Here is a 19,359-nt window from a genome sequence, read left to right as displayed (position 1 = left end):
CGCCGCCCGTCATCGGGGCGGCGCTCGCGAGGATCGCGCTCACCGCGACGCCTCGGGGGTCATCTGGATCTCCTCGCGCACCGCGTCCTGGACGTCCGGGCGGCGGGCCATCTCGGGACCCTGGACGTAGTAGTCCTGCTCGTTCTCGCCGAGGCGCATGGGGTGCGGCGGCTGCTCCATGCCCGGCAGCAGCGGGGCGAGCAGGCGGTCCTTGTCGTAGATCAGGTCCTGGCGGTCGTCGTCCGCGAGCTCGTACTCGTTCGTCATCGTCAGCGAGCGTGTCGGGCAGGCCTCGATGCACAGGCCGCAGCCGATGCACCGGAGGTAGTTGATCTGGTAGATCGACCCGTAGCGCTCACCCGGCGAGTAGCGCTCCTCGTCGGTGTTGTCGCCGCCCTCGACGTAGATCGCGTCGGCCGGGCAGGCCCAGGCGCACAGCTCGCAGCCGACGCACTTCTCGAGGCCGTCCGGGTGCCGGTTGAGCTGGTGCCGCCCGTGGTAGCGCGGGGCGGTCACCTTCTTCACCCGCGGGTAGTCCTCGGTGACGACCTTGCGGAACATCGTCGAGAAGGTCACGCCGAATCCGGCGATCCCGTCGAACATGCCCATCAGCGGTCTCCCTCCTTCGCGCCGGCGGTCACGGTCTCGGCCTCCCGGTCGTCCCCGCGCGCGGCCGTCACCGCGCGGCGGCGCCGCTTCGGTGTCGGCGGCACGGCGAGGTCCAGGGGTGGCACGGGGTAGTCGGCGACGACCGGGGGCTCGGGGTCGTCGTCGGGCGGGGTCTGGTCGGGCAGCAGCAGGGCCGCACCGACGAGCAGCACCAGCGCGACGCCGCCGACGATGAGGATCTGGCCGGTGGTCAGCTCGGCCCGCAGCACGCGCAGCGTGGCGACGAGCATCAGCCAGACCAGGCTGATCGGGATCAGCAGCTTCCAGCCCAGCGCCATGAACTGGTCGTAGCGCTGGCGGGGCAGCGTGCCCCGCAGCCAGACGTAGACGAACAGGAACGCCAGCGTCTTGCCCAGGAACCAGACGATCGGCAGCCAGCCCTCGTTCGCGGCGGGCCACAGCGACAGCGGCCACGGCGCCTGCCAGCCGCCGAGGAACAGCGTCGTGGCCACCGCGGAGAGGGTGACCATGTTGACGTACTCGGCGAGGAAGAAGAGAGCGAACTTCAGCGACGAGTACTCGGTGTGGAAGCCGCCGACCAGCTCGGACTCGGCCTCGGGGAGGTCGAACGGCGCGCGGTTCGTCTCGCCGACCATCGAGACCGCGAAGATCACGAAGCTGACCGGCAGCAGCCAGATGTACCAGCCGGTGGATTGCGCGGCGACGATGTCGGCGGTGGACAGCGAGCCCGCGTACAGCACGACCGCGATGATCGACAGGCCGAGCGCGAGCTCGTAGGAGATCACCTGGGCGGCGCTGCGCAGGCTGCCGAGCAGCGGGTACGGCGAGCCGGACGCCCAGCCGGCGAGCACGATGCCGTAGACGCCGATCGACGAGCAGGCCAGCACCACCAGGATGCCGACGGGCAGGTCGGTCAGCTGCAGCGCGGTGCGCTCGCCGAAGATCGAGACCTCGGGGCCGATCGGGATGACCGCCCAGGCGGCGAAGGCCGGGATCACCGAGAGCACCGGGGCGATGAAGAAGACCGCCTTGTCCGCGAGGACCGGGCGGATGTCCTCCTTGAACGCCAGCTTCAGCCCGTCGGCCAGCGACTGGAGCAGGCCGAACGGGCCGTTCCAGTTCGGGCCGGGACGCTGCTGCATGCGGCCCACGACGCGGCGCTCGAACCAGATCATGAACAGCGTGATCACCATGAGCATCGCGAAGACCACGACGACCTTGATCAGCGTCAGCCAGAACGGGTCGTCCGCGAGCAGGGTCTGGGTGTACCCCGGCGGAGGAACAGGGTTCACGCCGAACTCCCGTCAGTGGTGGTGCCGCCGATGAGGCGGGCGGGCCCGCCGTGGGTGAGGCCGAGGCCCGCCAGCGTGACGACCCCACCGTCGGCCTGCGGCACCCGCGCGGGCGCCCAGACGACGTCGTCGGGGAGGTCGGCGAGCTCGACGGGCAGGTGCAGCGACCCGCGCGGGCCCTCGAGCCCGGCCACCGCGTCCTCGACCAGCCCGAGCCGTCGGGCCGTGACCGTCGAGATGCGGATCTTCGGCGGGCGGGCCGTCCCGGCGAGCTCCGGCTCGTCGATCAGCAGCGCGCCGCCGTCGAGGAGCTGGCGCCAGGACGCCAGCCGCAGGCTCCCGTCGGTGCCGTCGACGTCACCCGACCCCTCCGGGCCGCGTACCGGTCCGATCTCCGTCGGCCGACCGGCACCGAGGCGCCCGAGCTCCGCGGCGGCGACCTCCGGGGTCTGCGTGAACAGGTCGACGTCCATCTCGACGGCGAGGGTGTCGAGCACGCGGCAGTCCGGCAGCGTGATCGCGGCCGTGCCGCCGACGCGGCCGGAGGAGCCGCCCGACGGGTCGATCGTGGTGGCGAAGCGGCGGTCGCGACCCTCCCAGTTGCGGAAGGTCCCCGACTTGTTGACCACCGGGGCCACCGGGAGGACCACGTCGGCGTACTGCGTCACCTCGGACGCGACCTGCTCGAGGCTCACGACGACGTCGGCCTCGCGCAGCGCCGCACGGGCGAGCACCGGGTCCGGGAGGTCGGTCAGCTCGACGCCGCCGACCACGAGCCCGGCGAGCTCGCCGGAGGCGGCGGCCCGCAGGATGGCGGCGCCGTCGCGACCCGGCGTCGCGGGCAGGGCCGCCTCGTCGGCGAGACCCCAGCTCGACGCCAGCTGGGCGCGGGCGACGTCGTCGACGGGGCGTCCGCCGGGCAGCAGGGTCGGCAGCGCGCCGGCGTCGACCGCGCCGCGCTCGCCGGCCCGCCGCGGCACCCAGGCCACGCGGGCCCCGGTGCGACCGACGAGGTCGGACACGGCGGCGTAGAGACCCGGCACCTCCGCGGCGCGCTCCCCCACCAGCACGACCGCACCCGGCGTCGCGAGCGCGGCGGCCACGTCGTCGGGCAGCGTGGCCAGCGCCTCCGGCTCGCGGCCGGGGGCGGTGCGGACCAGGCGGCCGCCGGTCTTCACGACGGCCGGGCTCGACCACTGGCCGAGGTGGTGCACCGCCGTGCCCGTGCGGGCGGCCTTGCGCAGCCGCAGGAAGACGACGGGCGCCTCCTCCTCGACCTCGAGGGCCACGGTGAGCACGGCCGGCGCCGACTCGAGGTCGGCGTAGGTCACCCCGAGCCCGGTGCCGGCGACGTGCGCGGCGAGGAAGTCGAGCTCCTCGCCGGAGTGCGCGCGGGCGCGGGCGTCGATGTCGTTGGTCTGCAGCGCGACGCGGGCGAACTTCGCGTAGGCGTAGGCGTCCTCGATCGTCAGGCGACCGCCGGGCAGCACGCCGACGCCGCGCTTGGGCTCGCCGGGCTCGCCGTCCGCGTCGAGCGGAGCGGGCCCCGTGCCGTCGCGCGCGGCGAGCAGGGATGCCGCGGCCCGCTCGAGGGCGTCGGTCCACGACGTCTCGTGCAGCTCGCCGTCGTCGCCACGCACCAGCGGGCGCGTGATCCGGGTGGCCGACTGCGCGTAGCGGAACGCGAAGCGGGTCTTGTCGTCGATCCACTCCTCGTTGACGTCCGGGTCCTCGCCGGCGAGCACGCGGGTGACCGCGCCGCGGCGCCAGTCGCGGCGGACCGACGCGCCCGAGGAGTCGTGCTCGGAGACGCCGGGCGTCGAGACCAGGTCGAACGGGCGCGAGCGGAAGCGGTAGGACGCCGAGGTGAGGGCGCCGACCGGGCAGATCTGGATGGTGTTGCCGGAGAAGTAGGACTGGAAGTCCTCGCCCTCGCCGAAGGCGGTCTCCTCGGTGCCGATCTGCTGGTGCGCGCCGCGCTCGAGCAGCTCGATGAACTGGTCGCCGGCGATCTGGCGCGAGAACCGCGTGCAGCGCTGGCAGAGCACGCAGCGCTCGCGGTCGAGCAGCACCTCGTCGGAGATCGGCAGCGGCTTGGCGAACGTCCGCTTCTCCTCGACGAAGCGGGAGTCCGCGCGCCCCGAGGACATCGCCTGGTTCTGCAGGGGGCACTCGCCGCCCTTGTCGCAGATCGGGCAGTCCAGCGGGTGGTTGATGAGCAGCAGCTCCATGACGCCCTGCTGCGCCTTGTCGGCCACCGCGGACGTCATCTGGGTGTTGACGACCATGTCCTGGGCCACGGTCATCGTGCAGCTGGCCTGCGGCTTGGGCATCTTGCGCCCGCCCATCTCCACCTCGACCAGGCACTGGCGGCAGGCGCCTGCCGGGTCGAGCAGGGGGTGGTCGCAGAAGCGCGGGACGACGATCCCGAGTCGCTCGCAGGTGCGGATCAACAGCTCGCCCTGCGGGGCGTCGACCACGCGGTCGTCGATGGTGAGCCGGACGTGCCCGTGCGGGACCGGGGGGAGGTCGTCCTGCTCGGAGGGCTTCTCAGGGGCCTGGGTCATGCACTGGCTCCGCTCAGCTCGGCGATGCGCTCGACCTCACCCTCGGGGGGCTCCGCCCCCCGAGCACCCCCCGACTGCGAGGAGCACAGGTCGACGAACTCCTGCCGGAAGTACTTGATACCGCTGGTGATCGGCGAGACCGCGCCGTCGCCGAGGGCGCAGAACGAGCGCCCGAGGATGTTGTCGCAGACGTCGAGCAGCGTGTCGATGTCGGCCTCGGTGCCCTCGCCGTCGACCATCCGACGCAGGATGCCGGCGAGCCAGTAGCAGCCCTCCCGGCACGGCGTGCACTTGCCGCAGGACTCGTGCTCGTAGAACTCGGTCCACTTCATGACCGCCCACGGGACCGACACGGTCTCGTTGAAGATCATGAGCGCGGTGGTGCCGAGCATCGACCCGGCCTCGGTGGCGCCCTCGAAGTCCAGCGGGACGTCGAGGTGCTCATCGGTGAGCAGCGGTGTCGACGACCCGCCCGGCGTCCAGAACTTCAGCGGGATGCCGTCCTTCATGCCGCCGGCGAGGTCGAGGAGCTCGCGCAGCGTCGTGCCCAGCGGCGCCTCGTACTGCCCGGGCCGCTCGACGTGGCCGGACAGCGAGTAGATCTTCGGACCGGGCGAGCGCTCGCGGCCCATCGTCCGGAACCAGTCCTTGCCGCCGTTGACGATCGACGGGACGGTCGCGATCGTCTCGACGTTGTTGACGACGGTCGGCGCGGCGTAGAGGCCCGCGGTCGCCGGGAACGGCGGCTTGAGCCGCGGCTGCCCGCGACGGCCCTCGAGCGAGTCGAGCAGCGCCGTCTCCTCGCCGCAGATGTACGCCCCGGCGCCGGCGTGCACGACGATGTCGAGGTCGAAGCCGGTGCCGTGGATGTCCTTGCCGAGGTGGCCGGCGTCGTAGGCCTCGCGCACGGCGGCGTGCAGGCGCCGCAGGACGTGGACGACCTCGCCACGCACGTAGATCGCGCAGAAGTGCGCGCGGATCGCCCAGCTCGTGATGATGCAGCCCTCGATGAGCGAGTGCGGGTCCGCCATCATCAGCGGGACGTCCTTGCAGGTGCCCGGCTCGCCCTCGTCGGCGTTGATGACGAGATACTTCGGCTTCGCCGCCGGGCCGGTGGGCGTCTCGCCCGGCTTGGCCTGCGGGATGAAGCTCCACTTCATGCCCGTCGGGAACCCGGCGCCGCCGCGTCCGCGCAGGCCGGAGTCCTTGACGAGCGCGACGAGGTCGTCGGGCGGGGTCGCCAGCGCGGTGCGCAGCGCCTCGTAGCCGCCGAGCTCGGTGTAGTGGCGCAGCGTCCAGGACTCGGGGCCGAGCCAGTGCTTGGTCAGGACCGGGGTGAGCGGGTCGGTCATGCGGAGCCTCCCTCGTCCGGCACGGGTGGCGCGGTCCAGCCGCGCTCCTCGGCGAGCCGGGCGCCGCGCAGGCTCTCCTCGGCCGCCGACGGACCGGCGACGGCGGCGAGACCGCCGACGGCCGGGTCGTCGAAGAACCCGGCGAGCAGCAGCTCCACCGAGCGGAAGTCGTTGAGCGGGGCGCCGCGGGTCGGGTGCGGCTTCTCGCCCCGCTGCAGCGCCTCGATGATCTCGACGGCCGACTCGACCGTCTGCTTGTCGAAGAACTCGTAGTCGACGGTGAGCACCGGGGCGAGGTCGCAGGCCGCCAGACACTCGGCGTGCTCGATCGTCGCGGCGCCGTCGGCGCTGGTCTGCTCGTGGCCCAGTGGCCGACCCGGTCCGCCCAGGCGCTCGCGCACCGCGGCGTAGATGTCGTCGCCGCCCAGGGCCGCGCAGAGCGTGTTCGTGCAGACGCTCACGAGGTGGCGACCGACGGGCTCGCGCTTGTACATCGTGTAGAAGGTCGCGACCGCGGAGACCTCGGCGGTCGTGATCTCCAGGACCTCCGCGCAGAACGCGATCCCGGCGCGGGAGACGTGGCCCTCGACGTGCTGGACGAGGTGCAGCAGCGGCAGCAGGGCCGACCGCGGCTGCGGGTAGCGGGCGACGATCGCCGTGGCCCGGTCGCGCACCCCGTCGAACACGGTGGTGTCGACCGAGGCCCGCTCGGCGTGCTGCGCAGTGGTGCCGCCGGCCTCGTCGATCGCGTGCTCGGGCTCGACGGGCGGGGCCGCCGGCGCCTCAGGTCCGAGAGCGCGGCTCATCGGTCACAACCCCCCATCACGGGATCCAGCGAGGCCAGCGCGGCGATGACGTCCGAGACCATCCCGCCCTCCGACATCGCGGGTGCGGCCTGCAGGTTCACGAAGCTGGGGTCGCGCAGGTGCACGCGCAGCGGACGCGTGCCGCCGTCGGAGACCAGGTGCGCGCCGAGCTCGCCCCGGGGCGACTCGATCGGCACGTAGGCCTGGCCCGGCGGCACCTTGAAGCCCTCCGTGACCAGCTTGAAGTGGTGGATCAGCGACTCCATCGACTGGCCCATGATCTTGCGGACGTGGTCGAGGGAGTTGCCCATGCCGTCGGCGCCGATCGACAGCTTGGCGGGCCACGCGATCTTGGCGTCCTCGACCATCACCGGGCCCGGCTCGAGCCGGTCGAGGGCCTGCTCGATGATCCGCAGCGACTGGTTCATCTCCTCGACCCGCAGCACGTAGCGGGCGAAGCTGTCGGCGGCGGTGTCGGTGGGGACCTCGAAGTCGTAGTGCTCGTACCCGAGGTACGGCTCGACCTCGCGGAGGTCCCAGGCCAGCCCCGCGGAGCGCAGGATCGGGCCGGTGACGCCGAGCGCGAGGCAGCCGTCGAGGGGCAGGTAGCCGACGCCCTCGAGGCGCTGGCGCCAGATGCGGTTGCCGGTGAGCAGCTTGTGGAAGCCGGGCAGCCGCTCGCGCATGACCTTGATGAACGACCGGATGCGCTCCTCGTGGCCCTCGGGCAGGTCCTGCACGACCCCGCCGGGGCGGATGAACGCGTGGTTCATGCGCAGGCCGGTGAGGAACTCGAGCAGGTGCAGGACCTCCTCGCGCTCCCGGAAGCCGTTGGTCATGCCGGTGAGCGCGCCGAGCTCCATGCCGCCGGTGGCGAGCGCGACGAGGTGCGAGCCGATCCGGTTGATCTCCATGAGGAGCACGCGGATCGTCGCGGCGCGGTCGGGCACGTCGATGCCCAGCAGCCGCTCGGTGGAGAGGCAGTAGGCGGTCTCGTTGAACAGCGGCGCGAGGTAGTCCGCACGCGTCACGAAGGTGACGCCCTGGGTCCAGGTGCGGTACTCGCAGTTCTTCTCGATGCCGGTGTGCAGGTACCCGATGACCAGGCGCGCGTCGGTGACGATCTCGCCCTGCAGCTCCAGCACGAGCCGCAGCACGCCGTGCGTCGACGGGTGCTGCGGACCCATGTTGATGACGATGCGCTCGTCGCCGGCGGTCTGGTCGATCATCTCGTCCCAGTCGCCACCGGTGACCGTGTAGACGGTGCCCTCGGTGGTCTCGCGGGACGAGGCGGCGTACGGGTCGGTGGTCGTCATGTATAGGCCCTCCGCTGGTCGGGCGGCGGGATCTCCGCGTCGTGGTACTCCACGGGGATGCCGCCGAGCGGGTAGCTCTTGAGCTGCGGGTGACCGTTCCAGTCGTCCGGCATGAGGATCCGGGTCAGGCTCGGGTGGCCGTCGAAGACGATGCCGAACATGTCCCAGGTCTCGCGCTCGTGCCAGTCGGCGGTCGGGAACACCTCGACGAGCGACGGGCAGTGCGCGTCGTCGAGCTCGAGGGCGATCTCGAGGCGCAGCCGGCGGCGGTAGGTCATCGACAGCAGCTGGGCGACGACGTGCAGCTGCTGCGGCACGCCCTCGCCGTAGTCGACCCCGGAGATGCCGGAGCAGAACTCGAAGCGCAGCGCCGGGTCGTCGCGCAGCGTGCGGGCCAGCCGCACGAGGTGCTCGCGGTCGACGTACCAGGTCATCTCGCCGCGGTCGACGGTCACCTGGTGCACGCAGGTGTCGAAGTCGGCGCCGCCGTCGTCGGCCAGGGCCGCGGCCGCCTCGTCGGCGACCTCGTCGAACCAGCCGCCGTAGGGCCGCTCGGCCGGGGCCGGCGCGTAGGCGGGCAGGCGGAGCCCGCCGAAGCCCGACGTGTCGCCGGAGCCGGCGATGCCGAACATGCCCTCGCGGGCCCGGCCCGCGACGGCGCCGGACACGTCGCGGCGGGCGATCTCCTGGGGGCCGAACGCGGCGGCACCCGCGGAGGAGGCGTTGGACGCGCCGGACGGGCCGCTCGCGCCGCCGGCACCGGTGCCCGGGGTCACGGGCCCGTCCTTCTCGTCACCAGACATGCTCCTCCTTCACCTCCCCGTGCTTGTCCCGCTTGGCGTACTTCACCGACGACGGCAGCAGCTCGAGCTTCTCGCCCTGCGCCTTGCGCTCGGCGGCGAGCTCGGCCCGGACCGGTCCGAGCGGCTCGGCCTGGATCTTCTGGTGGAGCTTGAGGATCGCGTCGATGAGCATCTCCGGCCGCGGCGGGCAGCCCGGCAGGTACATGTCGACGGGCACGACGTGGTCGACGCCCTGGACGACCGCGTAGTTGTTGAACATCCCGCCCGACGACGCGCAGACGCCCATGGCGAGCACCCAGCGGGGCTCGGCCATCTGGTCGTAGATCTGGCGCAGGACCGGGGCCATCTTGTTGGTGACGCGGCCCGCGACGATCATCAGGTCGGCTTGGCGGGGGCTCGGGCGGAACACCTCCATGCCGAAGCGGCCGAGGTCGTAGCGCGGGGCGCCCGAGGTCATCATCTCGATCGCGCAGCAGGCCAGCCCGAAGGTGGCGGGCCACAGCGATGCCTTGCGGGTCCAGTTGACCAGGCTCTCGACGCTGGCCAGCACGATCCCGTTCGGGAGCTTCTCTTCCAGTCCCATGCTTCTAGCTCCAGTCCAGCCCGCCGCGACGCCACACGTAGGCGTAGGCGAAGGCGACGGTGGCGACGAACAGCACGATCTCGACGAGACCGAACAACCCGAGCGCGTCGATGTTCACCGCGAACGGGTAGAGGAAGACCATCTCGATGTCGAAGAGGATGAAGAGCATCGCGGTGAGGTAGTAGGCCACCGGGATGCGGCCGCCGCCGGCGACCGGCTGCGGCGACGGCTCGATGCCGCACTCGTAGGCGTCGAGCTTCGCGCGGTTGTAGCGACGCGGTCCGATGAAGGGCGCGGCCGTGACCGAGAACAGCCCGAACCCGGCGGCGAGCACGAACATGACGATCAGCGGGACGTAGAGGTCCAGCATCGTCGCTCCTTCCTCCCCGTGCTGCGCGTCGGGAGTTCCGTGGTGGTGCGGCCCACGCGCGGGCCGTGCAGTGGATCACGGTCGGCGGGCGGGACCGACCCTAATGAGCCCGAGCGGGCCAGACGCCGATGAGGGCGACCTAACCCGGGTGAGCGATCCGCGGCTCAGGCCGCGACGGAGCCCTCCTTCCGGGTGCTCGGCGACCCCGGCGGCGCGTCCCCGAGTGGCGGCACCATCCGCAGGACGAGGTCGAGCGCGCGGTCCCCCGCGTCGCCGTCCCGTCCGTCGGTGAGGCCGGTGAAGAGCCGCAGCGCGGCCTCCATGAGACGTCGCCTCGGCATCCCGAGGCGCAGGGCGTGGTGCATGAACCGCGGCCGGCCGAGCGCGCTCGCCGCCCGGTTGCCGACGCGGTACCAGCTGCCGAGCTCGTGGCGGACCGCCGCCGGGTACGCGGCCAGCGCGCGCTCCCGTCCGGGGCCCTCCGGCCGGGCGCTCGCCTGCACGACGCACTCGGCGGCGATGGCCGCGGACTGCAGCGCATAGGCGATGCCCTCGCCGCTGAACGGGTTGACCATCCCGCCGGCGTCGCCGACGAGCACCAGCCCGTCGCGGTAGAGCGGGGTGCGGCTCATGCCCATCGGCAGCGCGGCGCCGCCGATCGCGCCGGTGGCGGTCTCCTCGCGCAGACCCCACTCGGCGGGCAGGCCCTCGACCCAGTGCCGGAGCAGGGCGCGGTAGTCGCGCTTGTCGTTCTTCCGCGTGGCGAGGACGCCGAGGCCGACGTTCGCCGTGCCGTCGCCCATCCCGAACACCCAGCCGTAGCCGCCGTGCAGGTCGGGTCCGACGCCCGGGCCGTCGTGCAGGCCGAGGTGCGTCTCGAGGTAGTCGTCGTCGTGGCGCGGGCTCGTGTAGTAGCGACGGACCGCGACGCCGAGCGGGCGGTCGTCGCGCTTGCCGATGCCGAGGCTCAGCGCGGTGCGCGCGCCGACGCCGTCGCAGGCGACGACCAGCGGCGCGCGGTAGGAGACCGGCTCGCGCTCCGGGCCGCGACGGGCGTCGACGCCGGTGACGCGGCCGGTGCGCTCGTCGACCGTCGCACCGGAGACCGAGACGCCCTCCTCGACGCGGGCCCCGGCGGCGCGGGCGTGGTCGGCGAGCATCTGGTCGAAATCGCGCCGGGGGCGCACGAGGCCGTAGGCGGGGAAGGTGGCGAGCTCGGGCCAGTCGAGCTGGATGCTCGTGCCGCCGCCGATGACCCGCAGGCCGCGCTGGTGACGCCAGCCCGCCTCCTCGCGGGTGTCGACGCCGAGGTCGACGAGCTGCTTCACCCCGCGCGGGGTCACCCCGTCGCCGCAGACCTTCTCGCGGGGGAACGTCGCCTTCTCCAGGACGAGCACGTCGAGCCCGGCGCGCGCCAGGTACGTCGCGACCGTGGTGCCTGCGGGACCGGCACCCACGACGACGACATCGGCGTCGGCGTCGGGGCTGCGGCGCGCTCCGGTGGTGGCGGCGGACACGGCACGGGCTCCTTGTGAATCCGTTCACTAGCTCGGTACGGGGGAGTCTAGGGACCGTGTGGCGTGATCGCCCGCCGAGGGTGGTTTCGGATGCGCGGGCGCGGGTCAGGGCGAGGCGCGCGAACGACGAAGCGGCTTTTCTGGCCCGATCGGCGTGCTGTGCTTGGGTGCAAGCGAGGACGCAGGGCTTGCACCGGAGGTGCGGTCAGGCGGGCTTGGTCGCCGTGTGCAGGGCGACGATGCCGCCGGAGAGGTTGCGCCAGGCCACCGAGCGCCAGCCGGCGGCGCCGATGCGGGCGGCGAGGGCGGGCTGGTCGGGCCAGGCGCGGATCGACTCGGCGAGGTAGACGTACGCGTCGGGGTTCGAGCTCACCGCCCGGGCGACGCGGGGCAGGCCCGCCATCAGGTAGTCGGTGTAGACGCGGCGGAACGGCGCGAAGGTGGGCCGGGAGAACTCGCAGACCACGAGCGTGCCGCCGGGGCGGGTGACGCGGGCGAACTCCGCGAGCGCGGCGTCGACGTCGACGGTGTTGCGCAGGCCGAAGGAGATGACCACCGCGTCGACCGACGCGTCGGGCAGCGGGAGGTGCAGGGCGTCGGCGGCCACGAACGGCACCGGGCTGCGGCCGAGCTTGCCCACGAGCCGCGAGCGGCCGGTGCGCAGCATCCCCAGCGAGAAGTCGGTGGCCAGGCAGGTGGCCCCGGTGCGGGCGAGCTCGACGGTGGAGACCCCGGTGCCCGCGGCGACGTCGAGCACCGTGTCCCCCGGCCCGACCGCGAGGCAGGCGCGGGTGGCGCGGCGCCAGCGGACGTCCTGGGCGAACGAGAGCACGGTGTTGGTGAGGTCGTAGCGCGCGGCGACGCCGTCGAACATCCGGGCCACGGCGCCCGGGTCGCGGTCGAGCTCCGCACGGGTGCCGCCCGGTCGCGGGGTCATCGGTGCCCCGCCCCCGCCATCTCGGGCTCGCCGTCCTCGCGCTCGCCGTCTCCCCGGTCCTCGTCGCGGACCGTCCACGCCTCGCGCGCGGCGACCGCCTCCTCCCGGCGCCGCCGGGCCCGGCCGAGCGCCCAGGCGCCGGGGGCGACGACGGCCCAGAGCACGAGCAGCCCGAGCGCGACGGGCACGAGGCCCTCGGTCCACGTGCGTCCGGCGACGCGCACGAGCTCGGGGTCCGTGCGGTCGTACTCGACGCGCACGAGCTGGCCCGGCTCGAGGCCGCGGGGGTAGAACACGCCCTTCTCGGGGGTGAGCACCGCGCCCTCGCCGGTGGTGAAGCGGACGTAGACGTGCGGCCCGGAGCCGCCCTCGAGCACCTCGCCGACGGCCCGGCCGATCGAGGCGTCGATGTGCGCGTCGTTGCGCGCGGCCGCGACGAGCACCAGGCCGAGCAGGACGCTGACGACCAGCCCCGCGGCGACGACGATCTCCGGAGCCTTGCGGGCGGCGGGGCGCAGCAGCGCGACCGCGGCCTCGGCCGGCGGACGCGCCTTCGCGACGGCCCGCCGCGCCAGCTCGCGCAGCCCTGTCATTCGTCCGAGTCTAGGGAGGCCCCGTCGGAGCCCGCCCCGCCCCTGCGAGGGCTGCGCCCGACGGCCTCCCCGTTGCGGTGGGGCGAGCTGTCCTCCTGGTCGTCGGGGCCCGGGTCGGCCTCGTCCGGGCGGTCGGCGAGCTCGTCGACGTACAGCAGATCGCGGCGCAGGCCGCCCTCACCGCGGTGGGCCAGGCGACCGACGACGTGCGCGGTGACCGGGGCGGTCACGAGCTGGAACGCCCCGACGAGCACGAGCATCCAGACGTCCGGGCTGGTGCGCAGGTACACCGCGCCGCCGAGCACGATGAGCAGCAGGCCCACCACCTGCGGCTTCGTGGCCGCGTGCATGCGGCTGAGCACGTCGGGCAGCGACAGCAGGCCGATCGAGGCGACGAACGTCAACAGGACGCCGAGCACGATCGCCACCGCGCCGATCGTGTCCAGCACGAGCTCCCAGGTGCTCATCGCCCGGTCCCCCGTCGTACGAAGCGCGCCACGGTGGTCGAGCCGAGGAAGCCGACCAGGCTGATCGCGACCACCACGGGCACGAGCGACGAGTCCCCGGTCAGCGCCGCGTACGCCACGAGCCCGCAGAGGAACTCCGCGACGAGGACGTCGAGCGCGACGAGGCGGTCGAGACCCGTCGGTCCCCGCAGCAGCCGCACGACGACGAGGACCGCGGAGAGCCCGAGCAGCACGAGGCAGACGACGAGGACGGCGTCGAGCAGGGCGGGCAGGGTGCTCATCGGCTCTCCTCGTCGACGTCGGGACCCACCGGGACGGTCGGCGCGGCCGGTCGGCCGAGGGCCGCCACGATGTCGTGCTCCAGCCGGGCGACCTGCTCGCGGAAGTCCGCGACGGCCCGGGCGTCGTCGGCACCGAGGACGTGGGCGAAGATCGTCCGCTCCTCGGGCCGGGCCTCGATGACCACGCTGCCGGGCACGAGCGTGAGCGTCTCGGTGACCATCGCCATCACGAACTCCGACGACGACTCGAGCCGGACCGCGACCACCGAGCTGCGGATCGGCGGGCCGGTGACGGCCTGCAGCGACTGCCGGGCCACCTGCAGGCTCGACACGACGAGGTCGCCGACGAAGCGCGCGACCGCGGCGAGCGCCGTCCCCGGCCGGATCCAGCCCCCGCCGGGTGCGGCCGGCAGCGGGAAGAAGAAGAGCACGAGGAGCCCGACGGCCAGGCCGCCGAGCACGTTGGCCCACGAGAAGGTCCCCCACAGCAGGACCCAGACGATCATGAGCCAGACGACCGGGACGGCGCGGCGCAGGAGCCCACCGGTGTCGGGCGGGGTGCGGTGCCCCTCGCCTGCGTCCCGATGCTCCCGGCTCATCGTGCGACCCGGTCGTCGACGGTCTGGGCGAACACGGCCTGGATGTAGGGCGCGCGGGAGACGAGGTCCTCGGAGGCCTGGTCGGCCACCGCGTACAACGGGCCGGCCGCGACGGTCAGCGAGAGGCCCAGCACGACGAGCGCGGCGGTCGCCGCGGTCATCACCCGCGGCAGGCTCGACGACACGGTGTCGCCGGGAGCGCCGAGGAACCGGCCGGACAGCGCGGGAGCGCCGTCGGTCGGGGCCAGGCGCGCCACCGGCCAGTCGACCTCGGCTCCGGAGTTCGCCTCGGCGTGCGCGATCGTGCGGGCCGTGCCGGGGCGCACCTGCGTGAGCACCCCGCTGCGCGGCGTCGGGGCCCCGGGCAGCCCCCCGGTGGTCCGCTCGCGGTCGTCCGACAGGTCCTCGTCGGCCTCGTCGCCCTCCTCGTCCTCGTCCTGGTCGGGCTCCTCGGAGACCGGGATCTGGTCGGCGGGGCGCCAGAAGGCGAGCACCCACACCTTGGTGACGGCGTAGAGCGTCAGCAGGCTCGTGAGCACCGAGACCACCACGAGCGTCCAGGCCAGCGCGGAGCCGTCGACGACACCGGCCTGCACCAGCCCGAGCTTGCCGACGAAGCCGGACAGCGGCGGGATGCCGCCCAGGTTCACCGCGGGGACGAACCAGAGCAGGGCGAGCAGCGGGGACGCCTTCGCCAGCCCGCCGAGACGTGTCACCGACGTCGAGCCGCCGACGCCCTCGATGAGGCCGACCACGCAGAACAGCGTGGCCTGCACGGTGATGTGGTGGACGACGTAGAACACGGCGCCGGCCACGCCGAGCGGGGTCGCGAGCGCGATCCCGAAGATCATGTAGCCGATGTGGCTGACGAGGGTGAACGACAGGACCCGCTTGATGTCGGCCTGCGCGATCGCGCCGAGCGCCCCGACGAGCATGGTCATCCCCGCCGCGACGAGCAGGACGGTCTGCGTGACCTCGGAGTCCGGGAACAGCAGCGTCTCGGTCCGGATGATCGAGTACACGCCGACCTTGGTGAGCAGGCCTGCGAACACCGCGGTGACCGGGGCGGCCGCGGTCGGGTAGCTGTCGGGCAGCCACGCCGAGAGCGGGAACACGGCGGCCTTGATGCCGAACGCCGTGAGCAGCACGAGGTGGATCGCCAGCGCCGTGCCCGGCGGCACCTGCTCCATGCGCGTCGAGATCTGGGCGAGGTTCAGCGTGCCCACCGCGGCGTAGACCAGCGCGATGCCGACGAGGAAGACCAGCGACGACACCACGTTGACGACGACGTAGATGATGCCGGCCCGTACCCGCGACCGGCTGCCGCCGAGCGTCAGCAGCACGTAGCTCGCCATCAGCAGGACCTCGAACCCCACGTAGAGGTTGAACAGGTCCCCCGAGAGGAAGGCGTTCGCGACGCCCGCGGCGAGCACCAGGTAGGTCGGGTGGAAGATCGTGATCGGGGTGGCCTCGTCGCGGTCGTACACGCCCTGCCCGATGGCGTAGACGAGCACGGCGAGCGTCACCGACATCGACGTCAGCAGCATCAGCGCCGACAGCGGGTCGACGACCAGCGTGATGCCCAGGGGCACCGGCCACGAGCCGACCGTGACGACGACCGGGCCCGACTGCACGGCCGCCACCAGCAGCAGCGCGGCGATGACGACCACGACGGCGAGCACGGCGACGCTGATCGCGCGCTGCAGCATCGGGCGCCGCGAGAGCACGAGCGTCAGACCGGCCCCGAGCAGCGGCAGCAGCACGGGCAGCGGGATCAGCGTCGCGAGCAGGGAGGAGCCCGGGTTCATCGCACGTCCTCCCCGGTGGCGCCGGCCGCCGCGCGGACCGGGTCGGGGCCCGTCTCGGTGTCCTCCGGGTCGGTGTCGGCGACGTTCTCGCAGCCCGTGGTGTCCAGCTCCTCCTCGTCCTCCTGCTCCCCGCGCGCCAGGCGGCGGCGCACGGAGCGGTCCTCGACGTCCTCGGTGAGGTCGTCCTCGCGGTCGAGGGTCCAGGCGCGGTGGATGAGGGCGAGCAGGAACGCCGACACCCCGAGCGTGATGACGATGGCCGTGAGCACGAGCGCCTGGACCAGGGCGTCGCTCATCGTCTCCTCCGGCGCGCGGCCGACCAGCGGCGCCGCGCCCGTGGGACCCCCGGCCACGATGACGAGCACGTTGGTGGCGTTGCCGAGCACCAGGACACCCAGCAGCACCCGGGTCAGGCTGCGCTCGAGGAGCAGGTAGACCCCGGCGGTGTAGAGCACGCCGACGAGCGCGAGCAGGACGATCGGCGAGCTCACGAGGGGACCTCCTCGCGGGCCGACATCCGGCCCACCGCGACGGAACGCCGGCGGTCGAGCTCGGCGCCGAGGCTGCGCAGGATGTCGAGCACGAGCCCGATGACGATCAGGTAGACGCCCACGTCGAAGATCAGCGAGGTCACGAACTTGACGTGGCCGAGCACCGGGAGGTCGCCCTCGAGCACGGCGGTCTGCAGGACCTCGCCGCCGAGCAGCAGCGCGCCCAGCCCGGTACCGCCGGCGAGCAGCAGCCCGAGCCCGAGCAGCACACCGGCCTCGACGGGGACGGCCTCGCCGAGCTCGTAGCGACCGCCCGCGACGTAGCGCACGACGAGCGCGAGACCGGCGACCAGCCCGCCCGCGAACCCGCCGCCGGGGGCGTTGTGGCCGGCGAACAGGAAGTACAGCGAGACCACCATCATCGTCGGGAAGACCAGGCGGGTGATCACCTCGAGCAGCAGGACGCGGTCACCGTCGCCGCGCCGGGCCGCCCGCAGCCAGCCACCGGCCCCCGTCGACGGGGTGACCACGGGCTGCGGCTCCGAGCGCGGCGGCGCCCCGGAGCGGCGGTGCAGGAAGACCAGGCTGGCGACGCCGGTGGCCGCGGCGACGATCACCGAGAGCTCGCCCATGGTGTCCCAGGCGCGGATGTCGACCAGGGTCACGTTGACGACGTTCGCGCCCGCACCGAAGTCGTAGGCCTGCGCGGGGTAGGCCGCCGACACCGGCGGGGCCCGCCGCGCGGCGAGCGCCACCGCCCCGAGCCCCGTCATGAGCAGCCCGACCGGCACGGCGACGAGCAGGCGCCGGACGCGTTGGCGGGACGTGTGCCGATCGGCGATGTCGCGCGGGAGCGTGCGCAGCACGAGCACGATCACCACGAGCGTCGCCGTCTCCACCAGGGCCTGGGTGAGCGCGACGTCGGGCGCCCCGGCCAGGGCGAAGATCAGCGCGATCGAGTAGCCGAGCCCGCCGACCACGAGCACCGCGCCGAGGCGGCGGCGCACGCGGGTGGCGACGATCGCGCACGCGGCGCCGATCACGGCGGCGAGCACCTGGAACGGCGAGTCCGCGAGACGGTCGACGCGGACCTCGCCGAGGTCGGCCGACAGCAGCAGCGCGAGCCCCGGCCCGAGCACGAGCACCGCGAAGACCGTGTTGAGGACCCAGGACAGCGAGCCGCGCTGGGTCATCACCGTGACGCGCAGCGAGGTGTTCTCCAGGGCGTGGATCACGCCGCGCCACGCGATCTCGGCGCGCATCCCGGCCAGCGGGTGGCGCGCTGTCAGGCGGGCGCTCACCGACGGGAGGCCCACGACGAACCCGAGGGCGACGGCGAGCACCGAGAGCCCGAGCGCGAGGCCGAGCGAGGGGATCACGGCGAGCTCGAGCAGGGTCGGGTACGTGACCGGCAGGGTGTCCGCGTAGCCCTCGAGCAGCGGCGCGAGGCCCGCGACGCCGAGCCCCGCGACCAGGCCCCCGATCCCGAGCACGGCCGGCGACGCGACGAACAGCGGACCCGGCGCCTGCCAGGTCACCGCGTCGACCCCCGGCTTGCGCCAGAACGCCCCCCACACGAACCGCATGCTGTAGCCGACGGTGAGCACCGAGCCGAGCACGACGAGCGCGAGCAACGGCACGGCCGCGGAGCCGTAGGCCTTGTGGAGGAACGCCTCGAACGACGCCTCCTTGGTGACGAAGCCGAGCAGCGGCGGCAGCCCGGCCATCGAGGACGCGGCGAGCATGCCGGCCGTCGCCAGCACCGGGGCGCGCCGCCCGAGCCCGGAGAGCTCGCGCAGGTCACGGGTGCCGGCGCGGCGGTCGATCACGCCGACGACGAGGAACAGGCAGGCCTTGAACAGGGCGTGGCCGACCACCAGCCCGAGAGCGGCGAGCGCGCCGTCCCGGGTGCCGGCCCCGGCGAGCAGCAGCATGAACCCGAGCTGGGACACCGTGCCGTAGGCGAGGACGAGCTTGAGGTCGTGCTGGCGCAGCGCCTGCACGCCGCCGAGCAGCATCGTGACGATCGCCAGCGTCGCGATCAGCGGGCGCCACGGCTCGACGTCGGCGAACCCGGGCGCGAGGCGCAGCACGAGGTAGACGCCGGCCTTCACCATCGCCGCGGCGTGCAGGTAGGCGCTGACCGGCGTCGGCGCGGCCATCGCCGACGGCAGCCAGAAGTGGAACGGCACCAGCGCGGACTTGGTGGTCGCCCCGACCAGCACGCAGACGACCCCGGCGGTGACGGCCGCGGGGGTCGCGGCGGGGCCCGTGAAGTAGGTCACGAGCTCCGAGAGCCGGGTGGTGCCCGCCGCGGCGGACAGCACGACCAGGCCGACGAGCATCGTCAGGCCGCCCGCCGCGGTGACGACGAGCGCCTGCACCGCCGCCGCACGGCTCGCCCGCTTGTGCGAGTCGTGGCCGACGAGCAGGAAGGAGAAGACGGTCGTCAGCTCCCAGCACACGTAGAGCACGAAGACGTCGTCGGACCAGACGAGCGCGAGCATCGCGCCGGCGAAGGCGGTGAGCACCCCGGCGAACCGCCCGAGCCCGCGCGCGCCCTCCGCGAAGTAGCGCGTGCAGTACAGGAGCACGAGGGCCCCGATGCCGGTGACCAGCAACGAGAAGGTGGCGGACAGCGCGTCGAGGCGCATCGCGATGTCGATGTCGAGGGCGGGGATCCACGGGATCTCCTGGGTGGGCGCGGCGCCCGCGAGCACGGCGGGCAGCTGCGCCAGGATCCAGACGAAGGCCGCGGCGGGGACCAGGGTCAGCACCGCGAACGCGCGTCGACCGAGCAGCCGGACCAGGCCCGGTGCGGCCAGCGCCGCCACCGCGTGCGCCCCCACCAGCACCAGCACGCCTGCTGCACTCCCAACTGCCGTCCCGACCCGTGGCGGGGCGCATCATTCCGGATCCCCCGTGGTGGTCGCGTGCGGTGACGACG

The 19,359-nt window shown here is 73.4% G+C and carries 18 protein-coding genes; all 18 read right to left on the bottom strand.

Annotated features, from left to right (window positions below):
• Positions 1-39 precede the first annotated feature (39 nt).
• The gene (gene nuoI / locus OG774_RS24085; RefSeq protein ID WP_274194447.1) at positions 40-609 is read right to left on the bottom strand and encodes an NADH-quinone oxidoreductase subunit NuoI; all 570 of its coding nucleotides are present in this window, start codon (positions 607-609) and stop codon (positions 40-42) included.
• The gene (gene nuoH / locus OG774_RS24080) at positions 609-1,922 is read right to left on the bottom strand and encodes an NADH-quinone oxidoreductase subunit NuoH (RefSeq protein ID WP_328304897.1); all 1,314 of its coding nucleotides are present in this window, start codon (positions 1,920-1,922) and stop codon (positions 609-611) included. Before nuoH ends, nuoI begins: the two co-directional genes overlap by 1 nt.
• Positions 1,919-4,489, bottom strand: a complete 2,571-nt coding sequence (locus OG774_RS24075; protein ID WP_328304896.1) for an NADH-quinone oxidoreductase subunit G — start codon at positions 4,487-4,489, stop codon at positions 1,919-1,921. The genes nuoH and OG774_RS24075 overlap by 4 nt, the downstream gene beginning before the upstream one ends.
• Entirely contained in the window at positions 4,486-5,841 is a 1,356-nt protein-coding gene (gene nuoF, locus OG774_RS24070; RefSeq protein WP_328304895.1) for an NADH-quinone oxidoreductase subunit NuoF, read from the bottom strand. The genes OG774_RS24075 and nuoF overlap by 4 nt, the downstream gene beginning before the upstream one ends.
• Positions 5,838-6,647, bottom strand: a complete 810-nt coding sequence (gene nuoE / locus OG774_RS24065) for an NADH-quinone oxidoreductase subunit NuoE (RefSeq protein WP_328304894.1) — start codon at positions 6,645-6,647, stop codon at positions 5,838-5,840. Before nuoE ends, nuoF begins: the two co-directional genes overlap by 4 nt.
• Positions 6,644-7,963 (bottom strand): NADH-quinone oxidoreductase subunit D, encoded by a 1,320-nt coding sequence (locus tag OG774_RS24060; RefSeq protein WP_328304892.1) that lies wholly within the window; start codon positions 7,961-7,963, stop codon positions 6,644-6,646. The genes nuoE and OG774_RS24060 overlap by 4 nt, the downstream gene beginning before the upstream one ends.
• Complete coding sequence (locus OG774_RS24055; protein WP_442874012.1) at positions 7,960-8,595, bottom strand: NADH-quinone oxidoreductase subunit C; 636 nt, start codon at positions 8,593-8,595, stop codon at positions 7,960-7,962. The genes OG774_RS24060 and OG774_RS24055 overlap by 4 nt, the downstream gene beginning before the upstream one ends.
• 160 nt (positions 8,596-8,755) lie before the next feature.
• On the bottom strand, positions 8,756-9,349 hold the full coding sequence (locus tag OG774_RS24050; RefSeq protein ID WP_274190876.1) for a NuoB/complex I 20 kDa subunit family protein: 594 nt from the start codon (positions 9,347-9,349) through the stop codon (positions 8,756-8,758).
• 4 nt (positions 9,350-9,353) lie between these two features.
• Positions 9,354-9,719 (bottom strand): NADH-quinone oxidoreductase subunit A, encoded by a 366-nt coding sequence (locus OG774_RS24045; protein WP_328304890.1) that lies wholly within the window; start codon positions 9,717-9,719, stop codon positions 9,354-9,356.
• A gap of 164 nt (positions 9,720-9,883) precedes the next feature.
• Entirely contained in the window at positions 9,884-11,236 is a 1,353-nt protein-coding gene (locus tag OG774_RS24040; RefSeq protein ID WP_328304888.1) for a geranylgeranyl reductase family protein, read from the bottom strand.
• A gap of 205 nt (positions 11,237-11,441) precedes the next feature.
• Positions 11,442-12,173, bottom strand: coding sequence for a demethylmenaquinone methyltransferase (locus OG774_RS24035; RefSeq protein ID WP_328304887.1), 732 nt, complete (start codon positions 12,171-12,173; stop codon positions 11,442-11,444).
• Positions 12,170-12,766: a DUF3592 domain-containing protein gene (locus OG774_RS24030; protein WP_328304885.1), complete on the bottom strand. Its 597-nt coding sequence runs from the start codon at positions 12,764-12,766 to the stop codon at positions 12,170-12,172. The genes OG774_RS24035 and OG774_RS24030 overlap by 4 nt, the downstream gene beginning before the upstream one ends.
• Positions 12,763-13,233 (bottom strand): monovalent cation/H(+) antiporter subunit G, encoded by a 471-nt coding sequence (gene mnhG, locus OG774_RS24025; protein WP_328304884.1) that lies wholly within the window; start codon positions 13,231-13,233, stop codon positions 12,763-12,765. The genes OG774_RS24030 and mnhG overlap by 4 nt, the downstream gene beginning before the upstream one ends.
• The gene (locus tag OG774_RS24020) at positions 13,230-13,514 is read right to left on the bottom strand and encodes a monovalent cation/H+ antiporter complex subunit F (RefSeq protein ID WP_328304883.1); all 285 of its coding nucleotides are present in this window, start codon (positions 13,512-13,514) and stop codon (positions 13,230-13,232) included. Before OG774_RS24020 ends, mnhG begins: the two co-directional genes overlap by 4 nt.
• On the bottom strand, positions 13,511-14,113 hold the full coding sequence (locus OG774_RS24015) for a Na+/H+ antiporter subunit E (protein WP_328304882.1): 603 nt from the start codon (positions 14,111-14,113) through the stop codon (positions 13,511-13,513). The genes OG774_RS24020 and OG774_RS24015 overlap by 4 nt, the downstream gene beginning before the upstream one ends.
• Entirely contained in the window at positions 14,110-15,921 is a 1,812-nt protein-coding gene (locus tag OG774_RS24010; protein ID WP_328304881.1) for a Na+/H+ antiporter subunit D, read from the bottom strand. Before OG774_RS24010 ends, OG774_RS24015 begins: the two co-directional genes overlap by 4 nt.
• A complete protein-coding gene (locus tag OG774_RS24005) occupies positions 15,918-16,412 on the bottom strand; it encodes a Na(+)/H(+) antiporter subunit C (protein WP_328304880.1) in 495 nt (164 codons plus the stop codon). Before OG774_RS24005 ends, OG774_RS24010 begins: the two co-directional genes overlap by 4 nt.
• The gene (locus tag OG774_RS24000; RefSeq protein ID WP_328304879.1) at positions 16,409-19,273 is read right to left on the bottom strand and encodes a Na+/H+ antiporter subunit A; all 2,865 of its coding nucleotides are present in this window, start codon (positions 19,271-19,273) and stop codon (positions 16,409-16,411) included. Before OG774_RS24000 ends, OG774_RS24005 begins: the two co-directional genes overlap by 4 nt.
• Between the last annotated feature and the right edge of the window lie 86 nt (positions 19,274-19,359).

Source organism: Actinomycetospora sp. NBC_00405, from assembly GCF_036044095.1.
GTDB classification, from domain to species: Bacteria; Actinomycetota; Actinomycetes; order Mycobacteriales; family Pseudonocardiaceae; genus Actinomycetospora; species Actinomycetospora callitridis.
This window is presented reverse-complemented; position numbering and strand designations above follow the sequence as displayed.

Excerpts from the sequence above, each read along its gene's own strand:
- nuoI (WP_274194447.1), bottom strand. The coding sequence starts at position 609 with ATGGGCATGTTCGACGGGATCGCCGGATTCGGCGTGACCTTCTCGACG.
- OG774_RS24075 (WP_328304896.1), bottom strand. The coding sequence starts at position 4,489 with ATGACCCAGGCCCCTGAGAAGCCCTCCGAGCAGGACGACCTCCCCCCG.
- nuoF (WP_328304895.1), bottom strand. The coding sequence starts at position 5,841 with ATGACCGACCCGCTCACCCCGGTCCTGACCAAGCACTGGCTCGGCCCC.
- nuoE (WP_328304894.1), bottom strand. The coding sequence starts at position 6,647 with ATGAGCCGCGCTCTCGGACCTGAGGCGCCGGCGGCCCCGCCCGTCGAG.
- OG774_RS24060 (WP_328304892.1), bottom strand. The coding sequence starts at position 7,963 with ATGACGACCACCGACCCGTACGCCGCCTCGTCCCGCGAGACCACCGAG.
- OG774_RS24055 (WP_442874012.1), bottom strand. The coding sequence starts at position 8,595 with ATGTTCGGCATCGCCGGCTCCGGCGACACGTCGGGCTTCGGCGGGCTC.
- OG774_RS24050 (WP_274190876.1), bottom strand. The coding sequence starts at position 9,349 with ATGGGACTGGAAGAGAAGCTCCCGAACGGGATCGTGCTGGCCAGCGTC.
- OG774_RS24045 (WP_328304890.1), bottom strand. The coding sequence starts at position 9,719 with ATGCTGGACCTCTACGTCCCGCTGATCGTCATGTTCGTGCTCGCCGCC.
- OG774_RS24035 (WP_328304887.1), bottom strand. The coding sequence starts at position 12,173 with ATGACCCCGCGACCGGGCGGCACCCGTGCGGAGCTCGACCGCGACCCG.
- OG774_RS24030 (WP_328304885.1), bottom strand. The coding sequence starts at position 12,766 with ATGACAGGGCTGCGCGAGCTGGCGCGGCGGGCCGTCGCGAAGGCGCGT.
- mnhG (WP_328304884.1), bottom strand. The coding sequence starts at position 13,233 with ATGAGCACCTGGGAGCTCGTGCTGGACACGATCGGCGCGGTGGCGATC.
- OG774_RS24020 (WP_328304883.1), bottom strand. The coding sequence starts at position 13,514 with ATGAGCACCCTGCCCGCCCTGCTCGACGCCGTCCTCGTCGTCTGCCTC.
- OG774_RS24015 (WP_328304882.1), bottom strand. The coding sequence starts at position 14,113 with ATGAGCCGGGAGCATCGGGACGCAGGCGAGGGGCACCGCACCCCGCCC.
- OG774_RS24010 (WP_328304881.1), bottom strand. The coding sequence starts at position 15,921 with ATGAACCCGGGCTCCTCCCTGCTCGCGACGCTGATCCCGCTGCCCGTG.